Source organism: Polynucleobacter sp. JS-Fieb-80-E5 (assembly GCF_018882015.1).
Classification (GTDB): Bacteria; Pseudomonadota; Gammaproteobacteria; order Burkholderiales; family Burkholderiaceae; genus Polynucleobacter.
In genome coordinates, this window is sequence record NZ_JACVPH010000001.1 from 337,179 (window position 1) to 357,970 (window position 20,792).

Sequence of the window (20,792 nt, forward strand, 5' to 3'; positions counted from 1 at the left end):
CACTAGACCCACTCATTTTGGATATATATTGCTATGCCACTAAAAGCTCCTCAGCCAGCGCATAGTCTAGGCCCTGAGCCATTGCAACCGGCTTTGATGTCAACATCCCTTTATGCACACTCAAACCATTGCGCAAGTGATGATCAATTGAGAGTGCTTTCAGCACTCCGCGGTTTGCCAAAGCTTCAACAAAAGGATAAGTCGCATTGGTTAAAGCAAAGGTAGATGTTCTCGCAACCGCTCCGGGCATATTGGCTACGCAATAATGCAGTACACCATCTACTAAAAAGGTTGGATCAGCATGCGTAGTAGGTTTAGATGTTTCAAAACAACCGCCTTGATCAATGGCAACATCCACCACAACCGATCCAGGCTTCATTGTTTTAATCATTTCACGCGTCACCAACTTGGGAGCCGCTGCCCCAGGTAGCAAAACCGCTCCAATCACGACATCCGCTTCACACACTTCTTGCTCAATCAACAAGCTGTCAGAATAAAAAGTTCTGACGCGATTGCCATAGAACATATCGATCTGACGCAAGCGATCAATATCACGATCAAAGATGCAAACATCAGCCCCCATACCGACTGCCATTTGCAAAGCGTTACGGCCAACAACGCCACCGCCCAAAATGATAATCTTGGCAGGCGATACACCAGGCACACCTGCCATCAACACACCCAAGCCACCATTGGTTTTTTCTAAATGTGATGCGGCTGCCTGAATGGACATGCGGCCCGCTACTTCACTCATAGGCGCCAATAGAGGAAGAGCGCCATTCATAGCAGTCACTGTTTCATAGGCAATACAGGTGGCGCCCGATTGCAGTAAAGCTTTTGTCTGCCTTGGATCTGGCGCTAAGTGTAAATAGGTAAATAAAATTTGATCCTCGCGCAACATGGCGCATTCTTGCGCCTGAGGCTCTTTGACTTTGACAATCATCTCCGCTCTTTGAAACACTTCTGCTGCACTATCCACGAGGCTGGCACCGGCAAGCCGATAAGACTCATCTGTTAAACCGATTTGCTCACCTGCTCCTCTCTGAATCAGGACAGAATGTCCCTGCTTACAAAGTCCGCTGACATTACCCGGGGTTAATCCCACCCGAAACTCATTATTTTTTACCTCTTGAGGTACGCCAATAATCATTACCTTCTCCTATTATTTAAAGTCACGCTGGTTTGCTGTTTTGCGATGTAAGCCCACGACATAAAACATTACGAGATACACGCCCAATAAACACGGCCCCACTATGAGTGCGATCCGTGCATCCTCATGAAAGCCCATCAACACCACCACTAATCCGATGAATGCCAAAGCAAACCATGAGGAATATGGCCACCAAGGAGCGCGGTACCCTAACTCTGCTACTTGGGATTTGGATAGCGAGTGACGGAATTTGATCTGTGTAATCAAGATCGCGATCCAAACCATTAAGCCAATAAAGGTCACTGCAGCCATCATGTATTGAAAGGCTTTGTCTGGTACAAAATAGTTCAGGACTACACCCGACATACAGACTCCGACTGTAGTCATTACCGCTCGATGAGGAACGCCGTACCGTGAGAGCCTTGAAAAAGATCTAGGAGCATAGCCGTTAGACGATAAGGAGTACAACAAGCGTCCACCACTAAAGATCCCGGCATTACAAGAAGAGAGCGCTGCAGTGATCACAACAAAGTTAATTAAGCCCGCTGCTTCTCGCAAACCCAACCTCTCAAACATCACTACGAATGGACTACCCTGCTGCCCAACTTGATTCCACGGAAAGATTGCCAAAATAACCAGGATAGCGCCCATGTAGAAAATGAGAATGCGCCAAGCCAATGAATCAATGGCCATCGGAATAGTTTTTTGTGGATTCTCAGCCTCGCCTGCAGAAAGACCAATCATTTCTATACCAACATAAGCAAACAAGACCATTTGCAATGACAACAACATTCCGCTGATGCCATTTGGAAAGAAGCCGCCATGTTGCCATAAATTACTCAGGCCAATGGGCTGCCAATTATTGGTAAAGCCAAACAAGATGACTGAACCTCCCAGAGCAATCATCGCGACAATCGCTACCACTTTGATCAGAGCAAACCAAAACTCAAATTCTCCAAATACCTTTACTGCAATCAGGTTGATTAAGCCCATCATCACGATAGAAGAAAGTGCCCAAATCCACTGCGGGGTCTCGGGAAACCAAATGCCCATATAGATGCCAACCGCTGTAACTTCAGCAATTCCAACCACAATCCAATAAGTCCAGTATCCCCAGCCCACCATATACCCCGCCAGTGGACCCACATAGGTATTGGCGTAGGCCGCGAAAGAACCGGCTACAGGTTCATGCACCGCCATCTCACCAAGTGTCCGCAGAACAATAAAAGCAACAATGCCTGCCAGCAAATAACCTAGAAGAATGGATGGGCCTGCTATTTGAATTGCGCTTGCTGACCCCAGAAATAATCCAACGCCGATCGTTGAGCCTAAGGCCATCAAACGAATATGCCGTACTTTGAGGTGACGTTTTAAGCCAGAGTGTTCAGTCTGCAAGGGAGACCTCCTTTTGATTTGTCATTGGCAACTTACCAACGGAGCAAAGTCTAGGGAGGACTGGTGATCAGCACTAGGGGAGAAAAACTACTAAAGTGATTAAATAAATAAATCTATTTAGGCAAATATTGAAATGTCTTTGAAATCAACGCGGAGTTTGAAATAAATTATTTCTGATTGCAAAAGAATCAGTAATTTCCTACAGGGAATCCCCTTAAGGATTTACAGTAATTTTTGAGAAAAACTTACTGTGTAGAGATGAGATTCAGAATTTCTGCGGCAGCTGCAAGCCCACAAGCAGCCGTTACCATCACGGTGGAGCCATAGCCCGAGCAGGCCAGACCTCCGCTGGAAGCTCCCGCTCGTGGTTCATGCGAGTAGATCGCACGAATGCCAATTTTTTTCTTCAGATTTCTGGAGAACCCATGATCTTGTCTGAGTCCTTGGCGAACTTTAGCCAATAAAGCATCTTGTTCGGTACGAGAAAGATCTTCGCAGCGCACTGATGTGGGATCTGACTTACCACCAGCGGCGCCACACATGACTAATGCACGATTATTTTTCACGGCCCACACTGATAAAGCAATTTTGGTTTGTACTGAATCGGTCGCGTCTAATACCAATGCATTTGTTGGAATAAGTCGATCTAAGTTTTCCGGTTCTAAGAATTCATCACAAGCAGTCAAATTGATCTCTGGATTAATTTGCAGAATGCGCTCCTTCATCGCCTCAACTTTTGCTTTGCCGAACTGCCCTTCTATGGCGTGCAGCTGTCGATTGGTATTGCTTTCGGAGATATGATCAAAATCAATAATGACAAGGTGCCCAATACCCGTGCGAGCTAAGGCCTCTGCCGCCCAGGACCCAACACCCCCCAGACCAGCCACAACAACCGTTGCATTCAGAAAGCGCTCGCGCAGTTCTGGCCCATAGAGTCGTGAGACCCCACCAAAACGACGATTTTCTAAGCTGCCTTCTACCTTGTCTTCTGCCATAGCTTCTCTTTATACTGAATAAATGGACTCCATTGCACAACTTCGCAAAAACTATACCTTTGGTCAGCTCTCAGAGACCGAGGTTCCCCAAGACCCGCTTCAGCTTTTCAAGCTTTGGTTTGATCAAGCGGTGAAAGCAGAATGTCCTGAACCCAACTCCATGACCTTGGCAACAGCTAACCAAGCTGGCAATCCATCAGCCCGTATTGTCTTACTAAAAGGCGCAGACCAGAATGGCTTCACCTTTTTTACTAACTACGAGAGTCAAAAAGGCAAAGACTTGGCTATCCGCCCTCAAGCAGCCCTCCTCTTCCATTGGCATGAATTAGAGCGCCAGGTACGCATTCAGGGTATTGTTGAACGAGTTAGCGCAGCTGAAAGCGATGAGTACTTCCATTCTCGCCCAGCCGCCTCCAGAATTGGTGCCTGGGCCTCGCCTCAGAGCACTGCCATCCCAAACCGTGAATTCTTAGAAGAAGCGGAAAAACGTTTTAAGACAGAGTTTGGTGATACACCTCCACGCCCAGAGCATTGGGGTGGTTACCGCTTGCGCCCCACTGAAATTGAATTCTGGCAAGGTCGCCCTTCTAGATTGCATGACCGCATGCACTACAAACTAGAAGGTGCCAACTGGCGAGTGAATCGCCTAGCACCCTAGAGACTGTTAATCCTTAGGAATATTGTGGCGCTATGAGCGATTTAAATTTCGCTCTAAATTTAGCCAGCTTAGGTGCGACTACCGCCATGCAATATCCTTGATTAGGATGCTGCTGAAAGTAATTCTGGTGATAGTCTTCTGCGGGATAAATGGTTGGCGCAGCATCGATCTTCGTCACCACTGGGTTGGCATAGATTTTTGATTCCTCAAGTTCTTGCACAACCTCGTGAGCAATCTTGGACTGCTCTTCACTATGCGTAAAAATCACCGAGCGATATTGCGTGCCATGATCATTGCCTTGATAGTTCAAGGTAGTCGGATCATGAATCACGAAAAGGATTTCTAATAAATCCCTAAATGAAACAATTTGCGAATCAAACAAGATGTCGACAATTTCAGCATGGCCAGATACACCCGTGCAAACAGCCTCATACGTCGGATTAGGTCTAGCGCCACCGGCGTAGCCAGAAACCACTGATCGCACTCCAGAAATTTGCTGGTAAACCGCCTCCAAACACCAAAAACAGCCCCCACCCAAGGTGGCACGCTCTAAAAGTGGTTCTTTTTTATCTAAATTTGTTTCCATGGCTTTATCCTAATGCCTTATTCCAATACCTGCCAACTATTAATAGACTATGAATCGCCTCACTATCCAGCTCGATGAAATGAAAGCAGCCTACGCTGCAGAACCAAACGCCACTCTCGAAGTGAGACTGGATCGAATTGCTCGCATTGAAAAAATGATTGAAGCAAATGAAGAGAAGATCTGCAAAGCCCTTGAGGCTGACTTCGGGGTGCGCCACCCAGTAGAAACGAGACTAGCTGAATGCCAGATGATTTATCAGGCCTGCAAGTACACCCGCAAGCATCTCAAAGAATGGATGAAGCCTGAGCAAAGAGAAGTTCCAACACACATGGGCGCCTCGCAGGCTTGGGTTCAAAGTCAGTCACTAGGCGTAGTTGGCATTCTGAGTCCATGGAACTATCCGGTTCAATTAGCACTCATTCCAGCAATCGCAGCTCTTGCTGCTGGTAATCGCGTTTGGCTAAAGCCTTCTGAACGAAGCTCACGCACCTCTGGATTTATTGCCAGCTTAATTCAAGAGTATTTCCACCCTAGCGAGTTCTGTGTCACTACTGGCGGCCCAGAAGTAGCCGAGCAGTTTTCAGCACTACCTTTTAACCATCTTTTCTTCACTGGCTCAGGAGCCATTGGTAAAAAAGTGATGCGTGCTGCCGCAGAAAATCTGACACCAGTCACTCTGGAGCTTGGCGGTACAACACCCGTCATTATTGATAAGAGCGCCAATCTCAAAGATGCTGCTGCATCAATTGCTTACGGCAAATTACTGAACGGTGGTCAAACCTGTATTGCCCCTGACTATGTTTTGCTAGAACAAGGCATTCAAGAAGAATTTATTCAAGAATTACAAACTGCAGCTCAAACACAATTTAGCAACCCAGAAGAGCTGACAGGCCCGATTGATGAGCGACAGCTAGAATACTGGCAACATCTAGTCAGCGATGCTCAAGACCGTGGTGCAAAAGTGATTCCTTTGCTCAATAACCCTGGTGCTGGCGCAAGACCATTCGAGCCCATTGCATTGATCAATGTTCCGCCGGAAGCCCGCATTCTTCATGAAGAAATCTTTGGACCCATTCTGCCGATCGTGACTGTTGCAGATACCTCGGCAGCAATTGCTTATGTCAACAACAAACCCAATCCCTTGGCTCTATATTGGTTTGGCAAAGACAAAAAGAATATGAAGCGGGTTTTAAATGAAACGTGTTCTGGTGGCGTCACCATAAATGACACGCTTCTACATATCACCATTGAAGATCTTCCTTTTGGTGGAGTGGGTGCAAGTGGCATGGGAAGCTATCACGGCAAAGCAGGCTTTAATACCTTCAGTCATCAAAAGTCGATTCTGGAAGTGCGCGGCTTCTTTGGCTTAAATCTTTTCAAGGGAACCAAAACAGCGCGCCCTCCATATGGAAAAATGACTGAGTGGCTTTTGCGTTATCTCAAATAAAGAGTCAAACATGCAATGCTTGTATGACTAAGCTGAGAAGATGAAGATTTAAGCGTCTATTTCTGAATTAAGTCGGGAAAACCCTTGTAATAGAGTGCTGAAAATGCCATAATAGGAGGCTTTTTAAAGCAATTTTATTCATCGCCCCCCAGCTCTATTTCAGCGTACCGTTTAGAAGTCATAAACACAGAAGTCACAAAACGCGCTGCCGCTTGTCTGATGGTCGATGCCTTTGACCATCGCACCCTATAAAAAACCATGGGTGCAACATACGGAGACATCCCTTAAAGGGGATGTGTAATAGCATGACTTTTTCTAAAGAAACTAATCACGAGTCGAAAGACTCAAAGAGCACTGGAACTGAGTTCCAGAATTTTGCCCTAGCGGCATCACTCCTTAAAAACGTTGCTGAACTGGGTTATACCCAAGCCACTTCCGTGCAAGCTCAGGTTATTCCTGCGGCTTTAGCTGGTGGCGACTTATTGGTCAGCAGCCAAACCGGTAGCGGTAAAACCGCAGCCTTTTTATTACCTTTGATTAATCAACTCATCGAAGACAACCCGAACAACTCACCTGTACCAGGTCGCGCACAACCTAAAGTGTTAGTGCTCTGCCCTACTCGTGAATTGGCTCAGCAGGTTTCTGCTGATGCAGTGAACTTAGTTCGCGGCATGAAAGGTATTCGTATCGCAACTGTGATGGGCGGCATGCCTTACGGCAAGCAGATCCAGGCATTGAAAGGTGCGTTGTTAGTTGTTGCAACTCCAGGTCGTTTACTCGACTTGTGCGATAGCAAAGCAATTCGCTTAGATGATGTTAAACAACTCGTTATCGATGAAGCAGACCGCATGCTCGACATGGGATTTGCTGACGATCTCGAGGCAATTGATAAGCGTTGCGCAGGCCGTAACCAAACTTTGATGTTCTCTGCAACTTTCGCGCCAAAGATTATGTCTTTAGCAAACGAGTTGACTACAGATGCCAAGCGTATTGAACTTGCTCACGCAGGTGAAAAGCACGCCAACATTGAACAGAAGTTGCATTGGGCTGACAGCATGTCACACAAGCATAAATTGCTCGAGCACATTTTGGCTGATGCCGATTTGGATCAAGCAGTTGTGTTTGCAAGCACTCAAGTTGAGAGCGAAAAAATTGCTGACACATTGCGTGCCAATGGCTATGAAGCAACTGCCCTACATGGTGCAATGCCTCAAGCTGTGCGTATGCGCCGTCTCGAGTCCTTACGTAAAGGTCACACCAAGATTTTGGTTGCAACTGACGTAGCGGCTCGTGGTATCGATGTGCCACGTATTAGTCACGTGATTAACTTTGGCTTGCCAATGAAACCAGAAGACTATACGCACCGCATCGGTCGTACAGGTCGTGCAGGTCGTAATGGTGTTGCTATCACTTTGGTTGAACATCGTGATCGCGCGAAGATCCGCAATATCGAACGCTTCACACAGCAAGATATTGTTGCTTCAGTCATTGCTGGTCTTGAGCCGCAAGCCAAGCCAAGCTTTGGTGGTGGCGGTGGCGGCAATCGCTCTGGTGGCGGTGGCTTCGGCGGTGGCAATCGCTCTGGCGGTGGCGGCGGTGGTCGTTATGGCTCGGGCGCTCGCTCAGAGTCTCGCTCTGGCGGCGGCTTCGGTGGTGGTAATGCTGGTGGTGGTAATGCTGGTGGTGGTCGTTCAGGCGATTCACGTCCAGCGCGCTCTGCTGACTTACGTCCTGCGCGTTCTGCTGACTCACGTCCGGCACGCTCTGGTGACTCACGTCCAGCAGGCGGACCACGTTTTGCTAAACCAAAGGCCGGCGGTCAACGTCGCAGCTTTAGCGGTAGCTAAAAATGATTCACCGTAATCGTCTCCGTTCTGCATGGAATCGGGTCGGTTCCGGTGAAATCCATCGGGCGCCACGCGAGTGGCAACCTTGGCTAAGCGATACCGGGTCTCTCACCCAAAAAATTGAGAATGCAATTGGGCAAAAGCTAGAAGTTCAGGTTTTGCGCGACTGTCCTCAATCACTTAATAGCGACGAAAGTCGCTATTTTCATTTCAAGCTCAGACGCTGCAGAGTTCGTGAAGTATTGCTCTGCTCAAATGGCATTCCTTTAGTGATGGCACACAGCGTCATTCCAACACTCAGTTCTAGTGGCAGCAATCATCAGGTCTTGCGCTTAGGTACTAAGCCTTTGGGCGCAGTCTTGTTTAGTAAAACTCGCAAATACTCCAAGACAAAGCCGCCGCGCGATATTGCACGTCTAGATAAAAGCAGTGAATTGTGGAAAAAATACTCTAAGCATTTTGCTGACTTGGACTCACCCTTATGGGCAAGACGCACCCTCTATCGCTTAAAGGGTCATCCCATCTTGGTAAATGAGATTTTTTTGCCTGCCTTGCTACAGACCGCAAAGCGTTAATTATTCGCTTTTACTTTTAGATTGTCAGCCAAGCTAGGGTTGACTTGATCAAAGCTTCATCGCCCGGCTCACTTATAAAGACCTCACCAAACCCAATTATTTCGGCCGCATCCGCAATATTGTGGTGTGGGCATAGTGCACTGGCGACATTAAGGTTTTGCGTAAACTGGTCTTTCATGACTTCGCCGAGGTAACGTACCGCCTCAGAGGAAGTGAGCAACCAAAGTGATTTACTCAAATCCATTTCTCGCACCAGTTGCCAAGCAGGATTATCAATATCCAAAGGCACGCGTGTGTAGGTTGAAATAGCTTCCACAGTTGCCCCTGCCTTTTTCAAAGTATCAGCCAGCCAATCACGGCCACCCTCACCTTTAAAGATCACTACTTTTTTGCCCTGCCAATTCCATTTCAAGGATTGAAGCTCTTTCCACAAACCTTCAGAGTCCCAGTGTTCGTTATTTCCCGGAATGATGATGGGAGTGGGATTGTCTTCCGATCCAACACCATGATTTTTTAGGGCAAGATGACTGCTGCCACCCATCACACCAATTGGAATAATCTTCTTAGAAAAATCTTGCCAATCTCGCTCCAATAAACGCATCACACTCTCGATGGCATTAGGACTTACAAAGATGGCAAGATCTGCGTCACTCAGGGTGGTAGCGATGTGGTCAGCTAAATGCCCATCCGACTTTGGAACAATCGTTAGCAAAGGTAAAGAGAGTATTTCTGGAAGACTGCGCTTTCCGACGCCGCTCGCCTCGATTGCTTTGGTGAGCACTTCAATCAATTGACGAGCCTGACCACTAGGTCTCGTGACAATAATGGTTTTAGTGCTCATGCTGAATGGCTACTTTTTCTCTATTTCTATATGTTACTTGGAAAGTTTAGGAATCAAATCAGCCGCACCTTGGGCCAGCAAATCCTTAGCTACCGCAAGTCCTAGCGCCTCCGCGTCTTCAACTGATGTCACCTGAGCACTGCCATTAGCTAAGCAAATAGCCTTGCCATCAACACTTGCTACAAAGGAACGAATCTGCAGGTGGTTCTGATCCCATATGGCATGCGCGGCTAGCGGTACTTCACAAGAACCCCCTAGCTGACGAGAGACCATACGTTCAGCAGATACCGCTAGTAGTGTTGGTAAATCATTGAGTGGAGCAAGCCACTGTTTGATATGGGGGTGCACACTTAAGGTCTCAATCCCCAGTGCCCCTTGACCTGCAGCCGGTGTGTAAGGATCGTATGGCAAAAATGCACGAATGCGGGACTCCAAACCTAAACGCTTCAGACCAGCAGCGGCCAAAATAATAGCCTGATACTCACCACGGTCTAATTTGCCCATGCGGGTGTCTAAGTTGCCGCGCAGGGGTTCAATTTGGAGATGGGGAAACTTGGCCCGTAGGACCGACTCACGGCGCAAGCTTGAAGTACCCACAATTGCCCCGTGAGGAAGATCTTCTAGGCTGGCGTAATCATTAGAAACAAAGGCATCTCTGGCATCTTCCCTGGCCATGACGCAAGAAAGGTCAAAGCCCTCGGGCATCACCATGGGGACATCTTTTAAGGAATGAACCGCTAGATCAGCGCGGCCATCCTCTAATGCGGTTTCGAGCTCTTTGACAAAAAGGCCTTTGCCACCCACTTTAGAGAGGGCTTTATCCAAAATCTGGTCCCCCCGGGTGGTCATCCCCAGGATCTGAACATCACAGTCTGGATAGAGCTTTTTAAGGCAATCCCTAAGGTACTCTGCCTGCCACATGGCTAGGCGACTTTCACGGGAGGCGATTACAAGGCGCTTTGGGGCGTCAAGGGGGGCGGAATTTAGGGTTTGGGACATAACATTTAAAATAATAAAAGAACTACACCAATATACTGTGTTTATGAGCTCATCAAATAATTCCTTAGCCAACAAAGCCCAAGCGTGGTCGGCCCGTTTTGCCGAACCCGTCGACGAACTTGTTCAGCGTTATACCGCTTCTATTGGCTTTGATCAACGGTTTGCGCTGGTTGATATCGCCGGCTCCCTAGCCCATGCCGAGATGCTAGCTACCCAAAAAATCATTAGCGCCCAGGATTTGGCGGATATTCAAAAGGGTATGGCTCAAATTAAGAGTGAAATCGAGTCCGGACAATTTAATTGGCAATTAGCACTAGAAGATGTGCACCTGAACATTGAGGCACGCTTAACTGCATTGGTAGGCGATGCTGGCAAACGTTTACATACCGGTCGTTCACGTAATGACCAAGTAGCGACAGATTTACGTCTATGGTTGCGTGGCAGCGTAGATGACATCGCAGTCACCCTCAAATCTTTGCGCGTAGCGCTTTTGGATTTGGCCGAGAAGCATGCCTCTACGATCATGCCTGGTCATACCCATTTGCAAGTGGCCCAACCAATTACTTTTGGTCACCACCTGATGGCCTATTACGAAATGTTTAGCCGTGATGCAAGTCGTTTGACTGATTTACGCGCTCGTTTCAATCGCCTGCCTTTAGGTGCAGCGGCGTTGGCGGGAACGACCTACCCGATTGATCGTGAGCAAGTTGCCAAGACCCTCGGCTTTGATGGCATCTGCAATAACTCATTAGATGCCGTATCTGATCGTGACTTTGCTATTGAGTTCTGCGCTTTCTCATCCATCTTGATGATGCACGTGTCGCGCCTGTCTGAAGAATTGATCTTATGGCTGAGCCCCCGCTTTGGCTTTATTGATCTGCCAGACCGCTTCTGCACTGGTAGCTCAATCATGCCGCAAAAGAAAAATCCGGACGTTCCAGAATTGGCCCGCGGCAAGACTGGTCGCGTTTATGGTGATCTAATTTCTTTGTTGACTCTCATGAAGGGTCAGCCACTGGCTTACAACAAAGATAACCAAGAAGATAAAGAACCATTGTTTGATGCAGTAGATACCGTTCAAGATACCTTGCGTATTTTTGCTGACATGGTTCCGCATATTGAAGTTAAAGCTGAAGTGATGAAGAAGGCAGCTGAAGAAGGTTTTGCGACAGCAACCGACTTGGCTGACTACTTGGTTAAAAAAGGTTTGGCTTTCCGCGATGCCCATGAAGCAGTTGCCCATGCTGTTAAGGCTTGTGTTGGCAGAAACTGTATGCTCACTGATCTCAGTCTTTCTGAGTTGCGCTTTGCATGTGGTTTAGATAACCGCCCCGAACTCATTAGCGATGATGTGTTTGTATTGCTCACCGTTGATGGCTCAGTGCAATCACGCCAACATGCCGGTGGTACCGCCCCAGACCAGGTTCTTGCCGCTATTAAACGAGGTCGCGCAGACCTCTAAAGTGCATGGGGTTTTGGTCTAAACTCTCTGCAGGGATTGACTACGTAAACCAGCTTCTGGGCAAGGCAGCCAGCATCATGATTTTGTTGTCTTGTATCGTGTCAGCACTCAATGCCCTGCTGCGCTATGGATTCGATGTCAGCAATAACTGGCCATTAGAACTTCAATGGTATCTCTTCGCTGCTGCAGTTATGCTCGGCACGTCTTACACACTCAAACGTAATGAACATGTTCGCGTTGATTTAATTTACTCACAGCTTTCTGATCGCGGGCGCTTGTGGGTTGATCTCTTTGGTTTAATTTTCTTTTTAATGCCAGCCTGCCTCTTATTTGCTTGGCTCTCTTGGAAAACGCTCTTTTACCCATCATGGTTGGTGATGGAGCATTCTTCAAACTCTGGTGGCTTAGCGCGTTACCCCATTAAGTTTGTAGTGCCCTTTGGATTTTTTATGCTGAGCCTGCAAGGTGTTTCAGAAATCATTAAGCGTATCGGTGCTTTGCAGGGTAAAACAGCCCTCCCCGCTGAAGACCTTCATTACGAAAAGCCGATGCAATGATTCCATTGGAGTGGATGCCCCCGTTAATGTTTGGTGGACTGATCGTCTTTATGTTGATCGGCTTTCCAGTTGCATTCTCTTTAATGGCTGCGGGATTATTTTTCTCAGCTATCGCTATTAGCGAGGGTTTCTTTGGCATCCCATTTTTGCAAGCCATTCCGCAGCGCATCTTTGGTAGCGTGCTCGCCAATGATCTACTGCTAGCCATTCCCTTCTTTACCTTCATGGGCGCCATCTTAGAGCGTTGTGGTCTTGCAGAAGAAATGCTCGACTCGATGGGCCAATTGTTTGGGCGCGTCCGTGGCGGCCTTGGTTACTCCGTAATCATCGTTGGATTTATCTTGGGCGCTATCACTGGCACTGTAGCTGCTCAGGTGATTGCCATGGCGATGATTTCTTTACCGGTGATGATGCGTTACGGCTACAACATGCGCTACGCTACGGGCGTTTTAGCAGCTTCTGGGACTATTACGCAGTTAGTACCCCCATCGCTGGTATTGATTGTGTTGGCAGACCAACTCAAAACACAAAGCGGCAGTGCAGATGTGGGCAGTATGTATCTCGGCGCATGGGGTCCATCGCTTTTGCAGATCGCCCTCTTTGCCCTGTATACCTTCTTCCTGAGTCGTGTTCGCCCCGACTATCTACCGCCAGTACCAGAGAGCGCCCTCACACTTAAAGGCTGGGCGCTTTGGAAAAAATGTCTCCTGGGGATCATCCCATCAGCGGTCCTGATTTTCCTGGTTCTAGGCACCATCATGACTGGTATTGCCACCCCTACTGAATCGGGTGCTATGGGCGCAATGGGAGCCCTACTCTTAGCGTGGCTTCGAAGAGCAAGCATTCTGAATCTCAAAGGACTTATAAAAGAGGCTTATCAAAACACGATGCGCATTACTGCCATGGTGGTGTTCATCCTCATTGGATCAACTTGCTTCTCTGTCGTCTTTCAGGGGGTGGATGGTGGCTTCTGGGTTGAGGAACTATTCTCTAATCTTCCTGGTGGTTGGATTGGATTCTTAATCGTTGTGAATTTGTTTGTTTTCTTCTTGGCTTTCTTCTTAGACTTCTTTGAAATCGCCTTCATCGTTGTGCCGATGTTGGCACCGGTCGCAGTGAAATTACTTTCACCGGTATTGCTCGACTCTATGAATGGCAATCCTCAAGCAGCAGCTAGCGCAGCTCTAGTGTGGTTTGGAGTCATGCTCTGTGTAAACATGCAAACCTCTTTTATGCATCCGCCTTTTGGCTTTGCCCTCTTCTACCTTAGAGGGGTTGCGCCCAAAGAAGTGAAGAGTAGTGATATCTACTGGGGCGCACTCCCCTGGGTAGGTCTGCAGTTAGTGATGGTCGTGCTGGTGATGGTATTCCCGGCCTTAGTAACTACCCTCCTAGATAAGCCTGCTGCCGTGGCTCAAAGCCAAGACTTTAATTTCACCGGTAATGAAGATGGCAAACCAGAAGCGCCCACCAATAAAGCAGACGAGGATGCTCCAGTTACGTTTCAGCTGGATAAACCCATTAAGTAAGAGCTTCCTCCGATTGGAGGAAAAGGTTTTCCCCAAATTTGTGCCAAGAATGGGTCTTTTTCATAAAAATCCATTACGCTAGGGAAAATTTAATGGGTTTAAAAATGAACTTTCTCTTTTTGGTGCGCAGAGCACTTCCTGCTATTACCCTATCCGCAGCTCTTAGCGGCTGCGGTTCAACTACAGCACCTGACTTTAGCCAGATGTCAGCAAAGTACGCCAATATTCTGGAGCAATACCAGATCAATATGATCTTCCAGAATATCCTACGTTCTTCCGAAAATCGTCCCGTTAGCTTTTTAGATATGCCAAATATCAATGGCTCGGGATCCATTACAACCACACCATATGCGAGCGCATTCTTTACGGGCGGCATCCTTCCATACAATGCATCCTACCTTCCAATTAATGGTGGCTTAAATAGTATTACACCCGGAGTTTCGCTGTCCGTTGGCAATAGTTTTAACTTCACCCAATCCTCTCTCGATAACGCAGTGTTTTGGAAGGGTTATCTCAATGAGCTTCCGATAGAAAATGTGAAGTACTTTGAACACAATCACATTCCAAAAGAGGTTCTCTTGAGCTTGGTGGTTGATGAAATTGAAATCACTAAGCCCAATGGTGAGTCACTCACGCTGATAAATAATCCCTTGAGACCTGACCATGAAGAATTCCAGAAACACCTTTACAAGCTTATTGCATATGGTCTTGGAGCTTATTTAATAGATACCTCGCAAAAAATTGGGCCACCCCTGAGCGTTTCTCATTTGAAGTCTACTTTTGGCGACAACGCTTTCGAAGCGATGAAAGAATCGGGGATCGTATTGAAAAAAGTGGGCAGTTCATCCGAACTCAAATTTCAGCCAATACAGGTATCTAAAAAATATAAACTTTGTATCAATACAAATAAATATGAAAATTTTGTTCGTCAAGAGTATGGTGATAGCATCTTTTGTCAAGAAACCCTTGCACAAGAGATCGGCAAGCCAAGCGTAGAGAAAAAATTGCAGCCTAAGCTCAATATTCGTATTCGCTCAACGAATAATATTTTTGAATATTTAGGGCAAGTAGTAAAAGCTCAACTGGCCGAAAAGCCTTACATGGTGACCTTGCCACCAACCGCGACAACATTCAATAGCAATACAAGCAAATTCAATCAATATGCTCTTTTTGTAGTGAATAAAAATCAATCGACTCCAAGGCCTTTTTCAAATATCGAAGGCTTGGATGGTAATCTCTACAGCATCCCAAGTGAAAATAACGGCTACTCACCCCTAGCCATTAAATTGCTCTCGCAATTTATGTCACTACAGAAGATTCCAGGAAGTATTCCGGCATCACCATCAGTCTTACTGAAATAAAAAACCATGCAGCAGCAATCAATCTGGCCCTAGGGGCCAGATTGATTGAAGAGTCATGCATTACTCGTAGTGGTAACGGCAGGCAATAATAACCAGCTGATCTTTTTCGATGGCATACACCAGACGATGAACATCATCAATTCTTCTGGACCAAAATCCTGACAGACTCTCTCTAAGCTCTTCCGGCTTTCCGATCCCCTCTTTGGGATTTCTCAAGGATTCTTTGATTAAAGAGTTAATACGCTTCAAGGTTTTCTTATCCTGCCCCTGCCAATAAACGTAGTCAACCCATGCTGCATTTGTCCACACCAGCCTACTGAGCATCCACCAGAGCCTTTGCTTTGGTCTGTCCTTTGCGATATTGCGCCAACGATTTCTCCAAATGCTTTACGTTAGCCGGAGATTTTAATAAATGGAATGTTTCCATCATGCTGTTATAGGTATTCAAAGACATGACTACAGCATCCTCCGCATCTCTGCGTGAGATCACAGCAACATCACAATCAGCCACTACCTGATCAATGACTTGTTTAAATTGATTTCTAGCATCGGAAAAATTAATAACTCTCATGGCAGCCTTTGACTTGTTCAATTTATTGTACAAGTATAAAGACTAACCAAATATAGCGCAAGTAAAAAACCCCGCTTTAGCGGGGCTTTAGGGTACAAAAAGTGAGGTGGATCAAAGCGTTATGTCGCGCTCTTGCCTGACACAGTCAACGTAATACTCGCTCTTGCCATCGATGCTGGCTTTAACGAGTCCATGGATATCCGTCTCAAATCCAGGGAACCTCTCATTAAAGTCTCGAGCAAAGTAGAGGTAGTCAATAATGCGTTTGTTAAAGCGCTCGCCCGGAATTAGCAATGGAATACCTGGAGGATAGGGAGTAACTAACATGGCTGTTACGCGACCCTCTAATTGATCCAGTGGTACACGATCTACTTCTTTATGAGCCATCTTAGCCCAAGCTTCTGAAGGCATCATGGCCGGAACCATATCTGAGGTGTACATCTCAGTGGTCATACGAGCGACATCACGACCCTTATAGAACTCATGAATTTGCTGGCAAATATCTTTCAAGCCAACACGCTCGTAGCGTGGGTGCTTAGCCACAAACTCGGGCAATACTTTCCACAAAGGTGCATTTTTATCAAAGTGATCCTTGAACTGCTGTAACTCTGTTACGAGCGTGTTCCAACGCCCCTTGGTAATACCGATCGTGAACATGATGAAGAATGAGTAGAGACCGCACTTCTCCACGATCACGCCATGCTCAGCAAGATACTTGGTCACGATGCTCGCCGGAATACCCATAGAGCCAAAGTTGCCCTCAATATCCAAACCAGGCGTAACTACTGTCGCCTTAATAGGGTCGAGCATATTGAAGTCTTTAGCCAATTTACCAAAGTCATGCCAAGCAGCAGAGGGTTCTAGAATCCAATCTGAGCGCTCGCCAATACCCTCTTCCGCTAAATGATCTGGGCCCCAGACCTTGAACCACCAGTCAGCCCCAAACTTATCATCCACCTCACGCATGGCGCGGCGGAAGTCCATTGCTTCAGCAATCGATTCTTCAACCAAAGTTGTGCCGCCAGGAGACTCCATCATGGCCGCAGAAACGTCGCATGAAGCAATGATGGCGTACTGCGGGCTAGTAGAGGTATGCATCAAATAGGCTTCATTGAAGCAATCACGATCCAGCTTAGTATCTTCAGCATCCTGCACTAATACCTGTGATGCTTGAGATAAGCCAGCTAGCAACTTGTGAGTTGATTGAGTTGCAAACATCAAACTCTTCTTGGTGCGCTTACGATCTGAACCAATGGCATGCATGTCTTTATAGAAGGGATGGAATGCTGCGTGTGGCAACCAAGCTTCATCAAAATGCAATGAATCTACTTTGCCATCTAGCATCTCTTTAATCATTTCAACGTTGTAGACAATACCGTCATAAGTACTTTGGGTCAGCGTCATGACGCGAGGCACTACATTCTTATCCTTGATGAACGGATTGGCATCAATTTTCTTCTGGATGTTTTTCCATTCGAACTCTTCCTTCGGAATTGGGCCAATAATGCCCAAGTGATTACGAGTAGGCATCAAGAAGATAGGAATCGCGCCCATCATGGTGATCGAATGAATCACGGACTTATGGCAATTGCGGTCAACCAAGACAACGTCACCAGGCGCAACCGTAGAGTGCCAAACAATCTTGTTGGAAGTCGATGTGCCATTGGTAACGAAGAACAAATGGTCGGCATTGAAGATGCGTGCGGCATTACGCTCGCTCTGCAGCACTGGGCCTGTATGGTCCAGAAGCTGACCCAATTCTTCCACGGCGTTACAGACGTCAGCACGGAGCATATTCTCACCAAAGAATTGGTGGAACATTCTGCCTACTGGGCTCTTTAAGAAAGCAACGCCGCCAGAGTGGCCTGGGCAATGCCAAGAATAGGAACCTTCAGAAGCGTAGTTAGTTAACGCACGGAAGAATGGGGGCGCTAATGAATCTAAATACACCTTGGCTTCTCGAATGATATGACGTGCCACGAATTCTGGGGTGTCTTCATTCATATGAATGAAACCGTGCAACTCGCGCAAGATGTCATTGGGCATATGACGAGAGGTGCGTGTCTCACCGTACAAGAAGATGGGAATATCTTCGTTACGTTTACGCACTTCAGTGATGAAAGCACGCAAGTTATTTAAGGCTGGAAGATCATTATCTTCTGAGTCAGAGTCAAACTCCTCATCATCAATCGAGACGATGAATGAGGATGCACGAGAAGCTTGCTGAGCAAACGAAGTCAGGTCACCATAGCTAGTTAAACCAATAACTTCCATGCCCTCATTCTCGATCGCCTCGGCGAGGTCACGAATTCCCGAACCCGAAATATTTTCGGAGCGGAAGTCTTCATCAATAATGATGATTGGAAAACGAAATTTCATAAAAACTCCCCTACTAATTTATCCGAGACATTCGGAACCCACTTCTCAAAGTTGGCTAGATCTATTATCCGACTGCCATCTGACGAAACCGTGACTATATCGACAAAAGTCGCATTTTGCTGCACATCTCTTGGTAAGTAAACATGGCGAGCATAGACTTGATTGGCCAAGCTCTCGTGATACCCCGTAAAGGTAATTAAAAGGTGCCAATGGCCATTCAGTTCGGCTTTACCCAAAAAATCTTTTAGTGGGCTTGAATCATCCACACTATGCATCGCCGTCCAGGTCAAGGAAAAGACCGGGCTCTCGGAGCGATGAAGCTGCAACTCAACGGATCGACGATAGCGCTCACCCTCGCTTGTCATGCTTTCTGCAATGAGCCATAACCGTAACTGCGCCTCCACAATATGGGAGCTGCGATCATTGGCTACGCGGAACTTCAATGTCTTGATACCGTCATGATTGCCAACTACAGCTACTTTAGAGAAACGTATGCCTGCGGTAGGCCTAGTAAAACGCGCAAAGGCCAGACCCGTAGTTAATGCGGAGTACACAATTCCAAAGAACGCCTCAAAAGTCACAATCGCATTAGGCCAACTACCGGTAGGCGTCATTCGACCATAACCAATGGTTGCCATCGTTTGCACACTAAAGAAAAAGACATCCAACAATGAGCCTGGTCGGGCATTAGTTATGGCGCCGTCTCCACATGCGATATACGCAAAAGCAAATAAAAGGTTTGTGCCAAGATATACAAAGACAACTAGCAACATAAAGCTAGTCCAGGTGGTACCTAGCAGCCAATGGTAGAAATTATTCTCTGGGCGCGCCATTTCTGAGTGCGAGAGTGTGGCGCGATATTCTTCTAGATTAATCCGCGATGGACGGCGATTAAATAGAAATTTACGCACTGCCGTAATGGCTTAGGTCTTAGGCAGGGTAACGCCCCGCTGACCCTGATACTTACCACCGCGATCTTTATATGATGTTCCACACACTTCATCACTCTCAAAGAAGAGTACTTGCGCACAACCTTCACCCGCATAAATCTTTGCAGGCAATGGTGTGGTGTTTGAAAACTCTAAAGTGACATAACCTTCCCACTCAGGCTCAAATGGCGTGACGTTCACAATAATGCCGCAGCGAGCATACGTACTCTTACCTACGCAGACGGTTAATACGCTGCGTGGAATCTTGAAATACTCCACTGTTCTTGCCAATGCAAAAGAGTTTGGTGGAATGATGCAAACATCACCCTTGAAGTCGACGAATGATTGTTCATCGAAATTCTTCGGATCAACGATGGTGCTATTGATATTCGTAAAGATTTTGAATTCGTCTGCGCAACGAATGTCATAGCCATAGCTTGAAGTGCCATAACTTACAATTTTGTTACCGGCGGCGTCTTGGCGAACTTGCCCAGGTTCAAATGGGCTGATCATGCCTTGCTCGCCCATGCGGCGGATCCAGTGGTCTGATTTAATAGTCATGACCGAATTGTAAAACCTTCGCCCTCACCTGCCGACGAATTTATTGGGGTTTTTGGCTAAAAATGACCCGCTCCGGGGCGTTATAGATCTCAAAGTGTTTGCCGGAGCAACGGGAGAGAATGGTGAGATTGGTTTTCCGCGCCAGCTCCAGACCCATCAATGTCACACCCGAGCGGGTCAGAAGGAAAGGAATCCCCATCTGAGCCCCCTTGATCACCATCTCTGAGGTCAGGCGCCCAGTAGTAAAGAAAATCAAATCCTTGCCCGGCTTATTGACTAGCCACATCAAGCCAGAAATGGAATCTACCGCATTATGGCGGCCAACATCTTCAATAAAGTGCAACAGTCGCACACCATCCTGACCGTCTCGCTCAAAGACCGCACAGGCATGGACCGAGCCAGACTTCTTGTAGATGGTGTCGTGGATTCGAATGGAGTCAATCAAGGCAACTATTGCCTCTTGAGAGAGTAGCGGCCCCTCGGGCAACTGAATTGCATCCATCTCCTCAATCAAGCCACCAAACATCGTTCCCTGACCGCAACCAGTCGTTACTACCCGCTTGCTGGTTAAGGCATCAATATCGACTGTGCTGCGGCGGGTCTTAACTGCAGCTGAGTCGGTCTCCCAGTCTACTTGGATGCTTTCAATGTCATCAGGCGACTCTACAAGGCGCTGATTACGCAAATAGCCCAAGACCAACGCTTCTGGGGCGCTCCCCAAGGTCATGAGCGTTACGACTTCACGCTTATCCAAATAAATGGTTAAAGGGCGCTCCCCAGGAATATGAGTCTTTTTTAAGCGGCCCAGCTCATCCATGACCTCGACCTCATGCACCAAGGGCACTGAGGCAGAAGACATCTGAATGGTTGGTTTTGCTGCCATAAAATACTCTCTAAGGTCGGGCTGAACTCAATTTTATCGGGGTTTAGGAACACTCCGCGGAGCTTTA

General features: G+C 47.1%; 20 protein-coding genes. 8 read left to right on the forward strand and 12 right to left on the reverse strand.

Features of this window, described 5'->3' with window-relative positions; genetic code table 11:
- Positions 1-31: 31 nt before the first annotated feature.
- The 3 genes from ald to ICN44_RS01500 form a co-directional block, all read right to left on the reverse strand.
- Positions 32-1,150, reverse strand: a complete 1,119-nt coding sequence (gene ald, locus ICN44_RS01490) for an alanine dehydrogenase (protein WP_216262276.1) — start codon at positions 1,148-1,150, stop codon at positions 32-34.
- 12 nt (positions 1,151-1,162) lie between these two features.
- A complete protein-coding gene (locus ICN44_RS01495) occupies positions 1,163-2,545 on the reverse strand; it encodes an amino acid permease (RefSeq protein ID WP_216262277.1) in 1,383 nt (460 codons plus the stop codon).
- A gap of 245 nt (positions 2,546-2,790) precedes the next feature.
- A complete protein-coding gene (locus ICN44_RS01500; RefSeq protein WP_216262279.1) occupies positions 2,791-3,540 on the reverse strand; it encodes a ThiF family adenylyltransferase in 750 nt (249 codons plus the stop codon).
- 22 nt (positions 3,541-3,562) lie between these two features.
- Between ICN44_RS01500 and pdxH the strand changes: the two genes are divergently transcribed.
- Positions 3,563-4,198, forward strand: coding sequence for a pyridoxamine 5'-phosphate oxidase (gene pdxH / locus ICN44_RS01505; RefSeq protein WP_216262281.1), 636 nt, complete (start codon positions 3,563-3,565; stop codon positions 4,196-4,198).
- Positions 4,199-4,211: 13 nt separating this feature from the next.
- On the opposite strand, the gene msrA is transcribed toward pdxH, so the two are convergent.
- Positions 4,212-4,784: a peptide-methionine (S)-S-oxide reductase MsrA gene (gene msrA / locus ICN44_RS01510; RefSeq protein ID WP_216262283.1), complete on the reverse strand. Its 573-nt coding sequence runs from the start codon at positions 4,782-4,784 to the stop codon at positions 4,212-4,214.
- Positions 4,785-4,833: 49 nt separating this feature from the next.
- On the opposite strand from msrA, the gene ICN44_RS01515 reads away from it, so the two are divergent.
- The 3 genes from ICN44_RS01515 (at position 4,834) to ICN44_RS01525 (ending at position 8,653) form a co-directional block, all read left to right on the forward strand.
- The gene (locus ICN44_RS01515; RefSeq protein WP_216262284.1) at positions 4,834-6,231 is read left to right on the forward strand and encodes a coniferyl aldehyde dehydrogenase; all 1,398 of its coding nucleotides are present in this window, start codon (positions 4,834-4,836) and stop codon (positions 6,229-6,231) included.
- A 305-nt stretch (positions 6,232-6,536) separates the two neighbouring features.
- Positions 6,537-8,078 (forward strand): DEAD/DEAH box helicase, encoded by a 1,542-nt coding sequence (locus ICN44_RS01520; protein WP_216262285.1) that lies wholly within the window; start codon positions 6,537-6,539, stop codon positions 8,076-8,078.
- 2 nt (positions 8,079-8,080) lie between these two features.
- The gene (locus tag ICN44_RS01525) at positions 8,081-8,653 is read left to right on the forward strand and encodes a chorismate lyase (RefSeq protein WP_216262286.1); all 573 of its coding nucleotides are present in this window, start codon (positions 8,081-8,083) and stop codon (positions 8,651-8,653) included.
- 16 nt (positions 8,654-8,669) lie between these two features.
- Here ICN44_RS01525 and ICN44_RS01530 read toward each other — a convergent pair whose 3' ends face one another.
- Positions 8,670-9,494, reverse strand: a complete 825-nt coding sequence (locus tag ICN44_RS01530) for a uroporphyrinogen-III synthase (RefSeq protein WP_216262287.1) — start codon at positions 9,492-9,494, stop codon at positions 8,670-8,672.
- Between the two features lie 33 nt (positions 9,495-9,527).
- The gene (gene hemC, locus ICN44_RS01535; protein ID WP_216262288.1) at positions 9,528-10,493 is read right to left on the reverse strand and encodes a hydroxymethylbilane synthase; all 966 of its coding nucleotides are present in this window, start codon (positions 10,491-10,493) and stop codon (positions 9,528-9,530) included.
- A gap of 43 nt (positions 10,494-10,536) precedes the next feature.
- Between hemC and argH the strand changes: the two genes are divergently transcribed.
- From argH to ICN44_RS01555, 4 genes are all read left to right on the forward strand, one after another.
- A complete protein-coding gene (argH, locus tag ICN44_RS01540; protein WP_216262289.1) occupies positions 10,537-11,955 on the forward strand; it encodes an argininosuccinate lyase in 1,419 nt (472 codons plus the stop codon).
- 5 nt (positions 11,956-11,960) lie between these two features.
- Positions 11,961-12,512, forward strand: a complete 552-nt coding sequence (locus ICN44_RS01545) for a TRAP transporter small permease subunit (protein WP_216262291.1) — start codon at positions 11,961-11,963, stop codon at positions 12,510-12,512.
- Complete coding sequence (locus ICN44_RS01550) at positions 12,509-14,041, forward strand: TRAP transporter large permease subunit (RefSeq protein ID WP_216262293.1); 1,533 nt, start codon at positions 12,509-12,511, stop codon at positions 14,039-14,041. The genes ICN44_RS01545 and ICN44_RS01550 overlap by 4 nt, the downstream gene beginning before the upstream one ends.
- A 104-nt stretch (positions 14,042-14,145) precedes the next feature.
- Entirely contained in the window at positions 14,146-15,402 is a 1,257-nt protein-coding gene (locus ICN44_RS01555) for a hypothetical protein (RefSeq protein WP_216262295.1), read from the forward strand.
- 60 nt (positions 15,403-15,462) lie between these two features.
- Here the strand turns inward: ICN44_RS01555 and ICN44_RS01560 are convergent, their stop codons facing one another.
- The 6 genes from ICN44_RS01560 to ICN44_RS01585 all read right to left on the reverse strand — a co-directional run bounded on the left by ICN44_RS01560 (position 15,463) and on the right by ICN44_RS01585 (position 20,725).
- Positions 15,463-15,726 (reverse strand): Txe/YoeB family addiction module toxin, encoded by a 264-nt coding sequence (locus tag ICN44_RS01560; RefSeq protein ID WP_216262297.1) that lies wholly within the window; start codon positions 15,724-15,726, stop codon positions 15,463-15,465.
- Positions 15,716-15,973 (reverse strand): type II toxin-antitoxin system Phd/YefM family antitoxin, encoded by a 258-nt coding sequence (locus ICN44_RS01565; RefSeq protein ID WP_216262299.1) that lies wholly within the window; start codon positions 15,971-15,973, stop codon positions 15,716-15,718. The genes ICN44_RS01560 and ICN44_RS01565 overlap by 11 nt, the downstream gene beginning before the upstream one ends.
- Positions 15,974-16,084: 111 nt before the next feature.
- Entirely contained in the window at positions 16,085-18,352 is a 2,268-nt protein-coding gene (locus ICN44_RS01570) for an arginine/lysine/ornithine decarboxylase (RefSeq protein WP_216262302.1), read from the reverse strand.
- Positions 18,349-19,263: an ion channel gene (locus ICN44_RS01575; protein ID WP_216262304.1), complete on the reverse strand. Its 915-nt coding sequence runs from the start codon at positions 19,261-19,263 to the stop codon at positions 18,349-18,351. The genes ICN44_RS01570 and ICN44_RS01575 overlap by 4 nt, the downstream gene beginning before the upstream one ends.
- A gap of 12 nt (positions 19,264-19,275) precedes the next feature.
- Positions 19,276-19,842: a dCTP deaminase gene (dcd, locus tag ICN44_RS01580; RefSeq protein ID WP_071464932.1), complete on the reverse strand. Its 567-nt coding sequence runs from the start codon at positions 19,840-19,842 to the stop codon at positions 19,276-19,278.
- Between the two features lie 40 nt (positions 19,843-19,882).
- The gene (locus ICN44_RS01585; RefSeq protein WP_216262306.1) at positions 19,883-20,725 is read right to left on the reverse strand and encodes a formate dehydrogenase accessory sulfurtransferase FdhD; all 843 of its coding nucleotides are present in this window, start codon (positions 20,723-20,725) and stop codon (positions 19,883-19,885) included.
- Positions 20,726-20,792: the final 67 nt, after the last annotated feature.

Coding starts and splice junctions, on each gene's coding strand:
- ald (WP_216262276.1), bottom strand. CDS start 1,150: ATGATTATTGGCGTACCTCAAGAGGTAAAAAATAATGAGTTTCGGGTG.
- ICN44_RS01500 (WP_216262279.1), bottom strand. CDS start 3,540: ATGGCAGAAGACAAGGTAGAAGGCAGCTTAGAAAATCGTCGTTTTGGT.
- pdxH (WP_216262281.1), top strand. CDS start 3,563: ATGGACTCCATTGCACAACTTCGCAAAAACTATACCTTTGGTCAGCTC.
- msrA (WP_216262283.1), bottom strand. CDS start 4,784: ATGGAAACAAATTTAGATAAAAAAGAACCACTTTTAGAGCGTGCCACC.
- ICN44_RS01515 (WP_216262284.1), top strand. CDS start 4,834: ATGAATCGCCTCACTATCCAGCTCGATGAAATGAAAGCAGCCTACGCT.
- ICN44_RS01520 (WP_216262285.1), top strand. CDS start 6,537: ATGACTTTTTCTAAAGAAACTAATCACGAGTCGAAAGACTCAAAGAGC.
- ICN44_RS01525 (WP_216262286.1), top strand. CDS start 8,081: ATGATTCACCGTAATCGTCTCCGTTCTGCATGGAATCGGGTCGGTTCC.
- ICN44_RS01530 (WP_216262287.1), bottom strand. CDS start 9,494: ATGAGCACTAAAACCATTATTGTCACGAGACCTAGTGGTCAGGCTCGT.
- hemC (WP_216262288.1), bottom strand. CDS start 10,493: ATGTCCCAAACCCTAAATTCCGCCCCCCTTGACGCCCCAAAGCGCCTT.
- argH (WP_216262289.1), top strand. CDS start 10,537: ATGAGCTCATCAAATAATTCCTTAGCCAACAAAGCCCAAGCGTGGTCG.
- ICN44_RS01545 (WP_216262291.1), top strand. CDS start 11,961: ATGGGGTTTTGGTCTAAACTCTCTGCAGGGATTGACTACGTAAACCAG.
- ICN44_RS01550 (WP_216262293.1), top strand. CDS start 12,509: ATGATTCCATTGGAGTGGATGCCCCCGTTAATGTTTGGTGGACTGATC.
- ICN44_RS01555 (WP_216262295.1), top strand. CDS start 14,146: ATGAACTTTCTCTTTTTGGTGCGCAGAGCACTTCCTGCTATTACCCTA.
- ICN44_RS01560 (WP_216262297.1), bottom strand. CDS start 15,726: ATGCTCAGTAGGCTGGTGTGGACAAATGCAGCATGGGTTGACTACGTT.
- ICN44_RS01565 (WP_216262299.1), bottom strand. CDS start 15,973: ATGAGAGTTATTAATTTTTCCGATGCTAGAAATCAATTTAAACAAGTC.
- ICN44_RS01570 (WP_216262302.1), bottom strand. CDS start 18,352: ATGAAATTTCGTTTTCCAATCATCATTATTGATGAAGACTTCCGCTCC.
- dcd (WP_071464932.1), bottom strand. CDS start 19,842: ATGACTATTAAATCAGACCACTGGATCCGCCGCATGGGCGAGCAAGGC.
- ICN44_RS01585 (WP_216262306.1), bottom strand. CDS start 20,725: ATGGCAGCAAAACCAACCATTCAGATGTCTTCTGCCTCAGTGCCCTTG.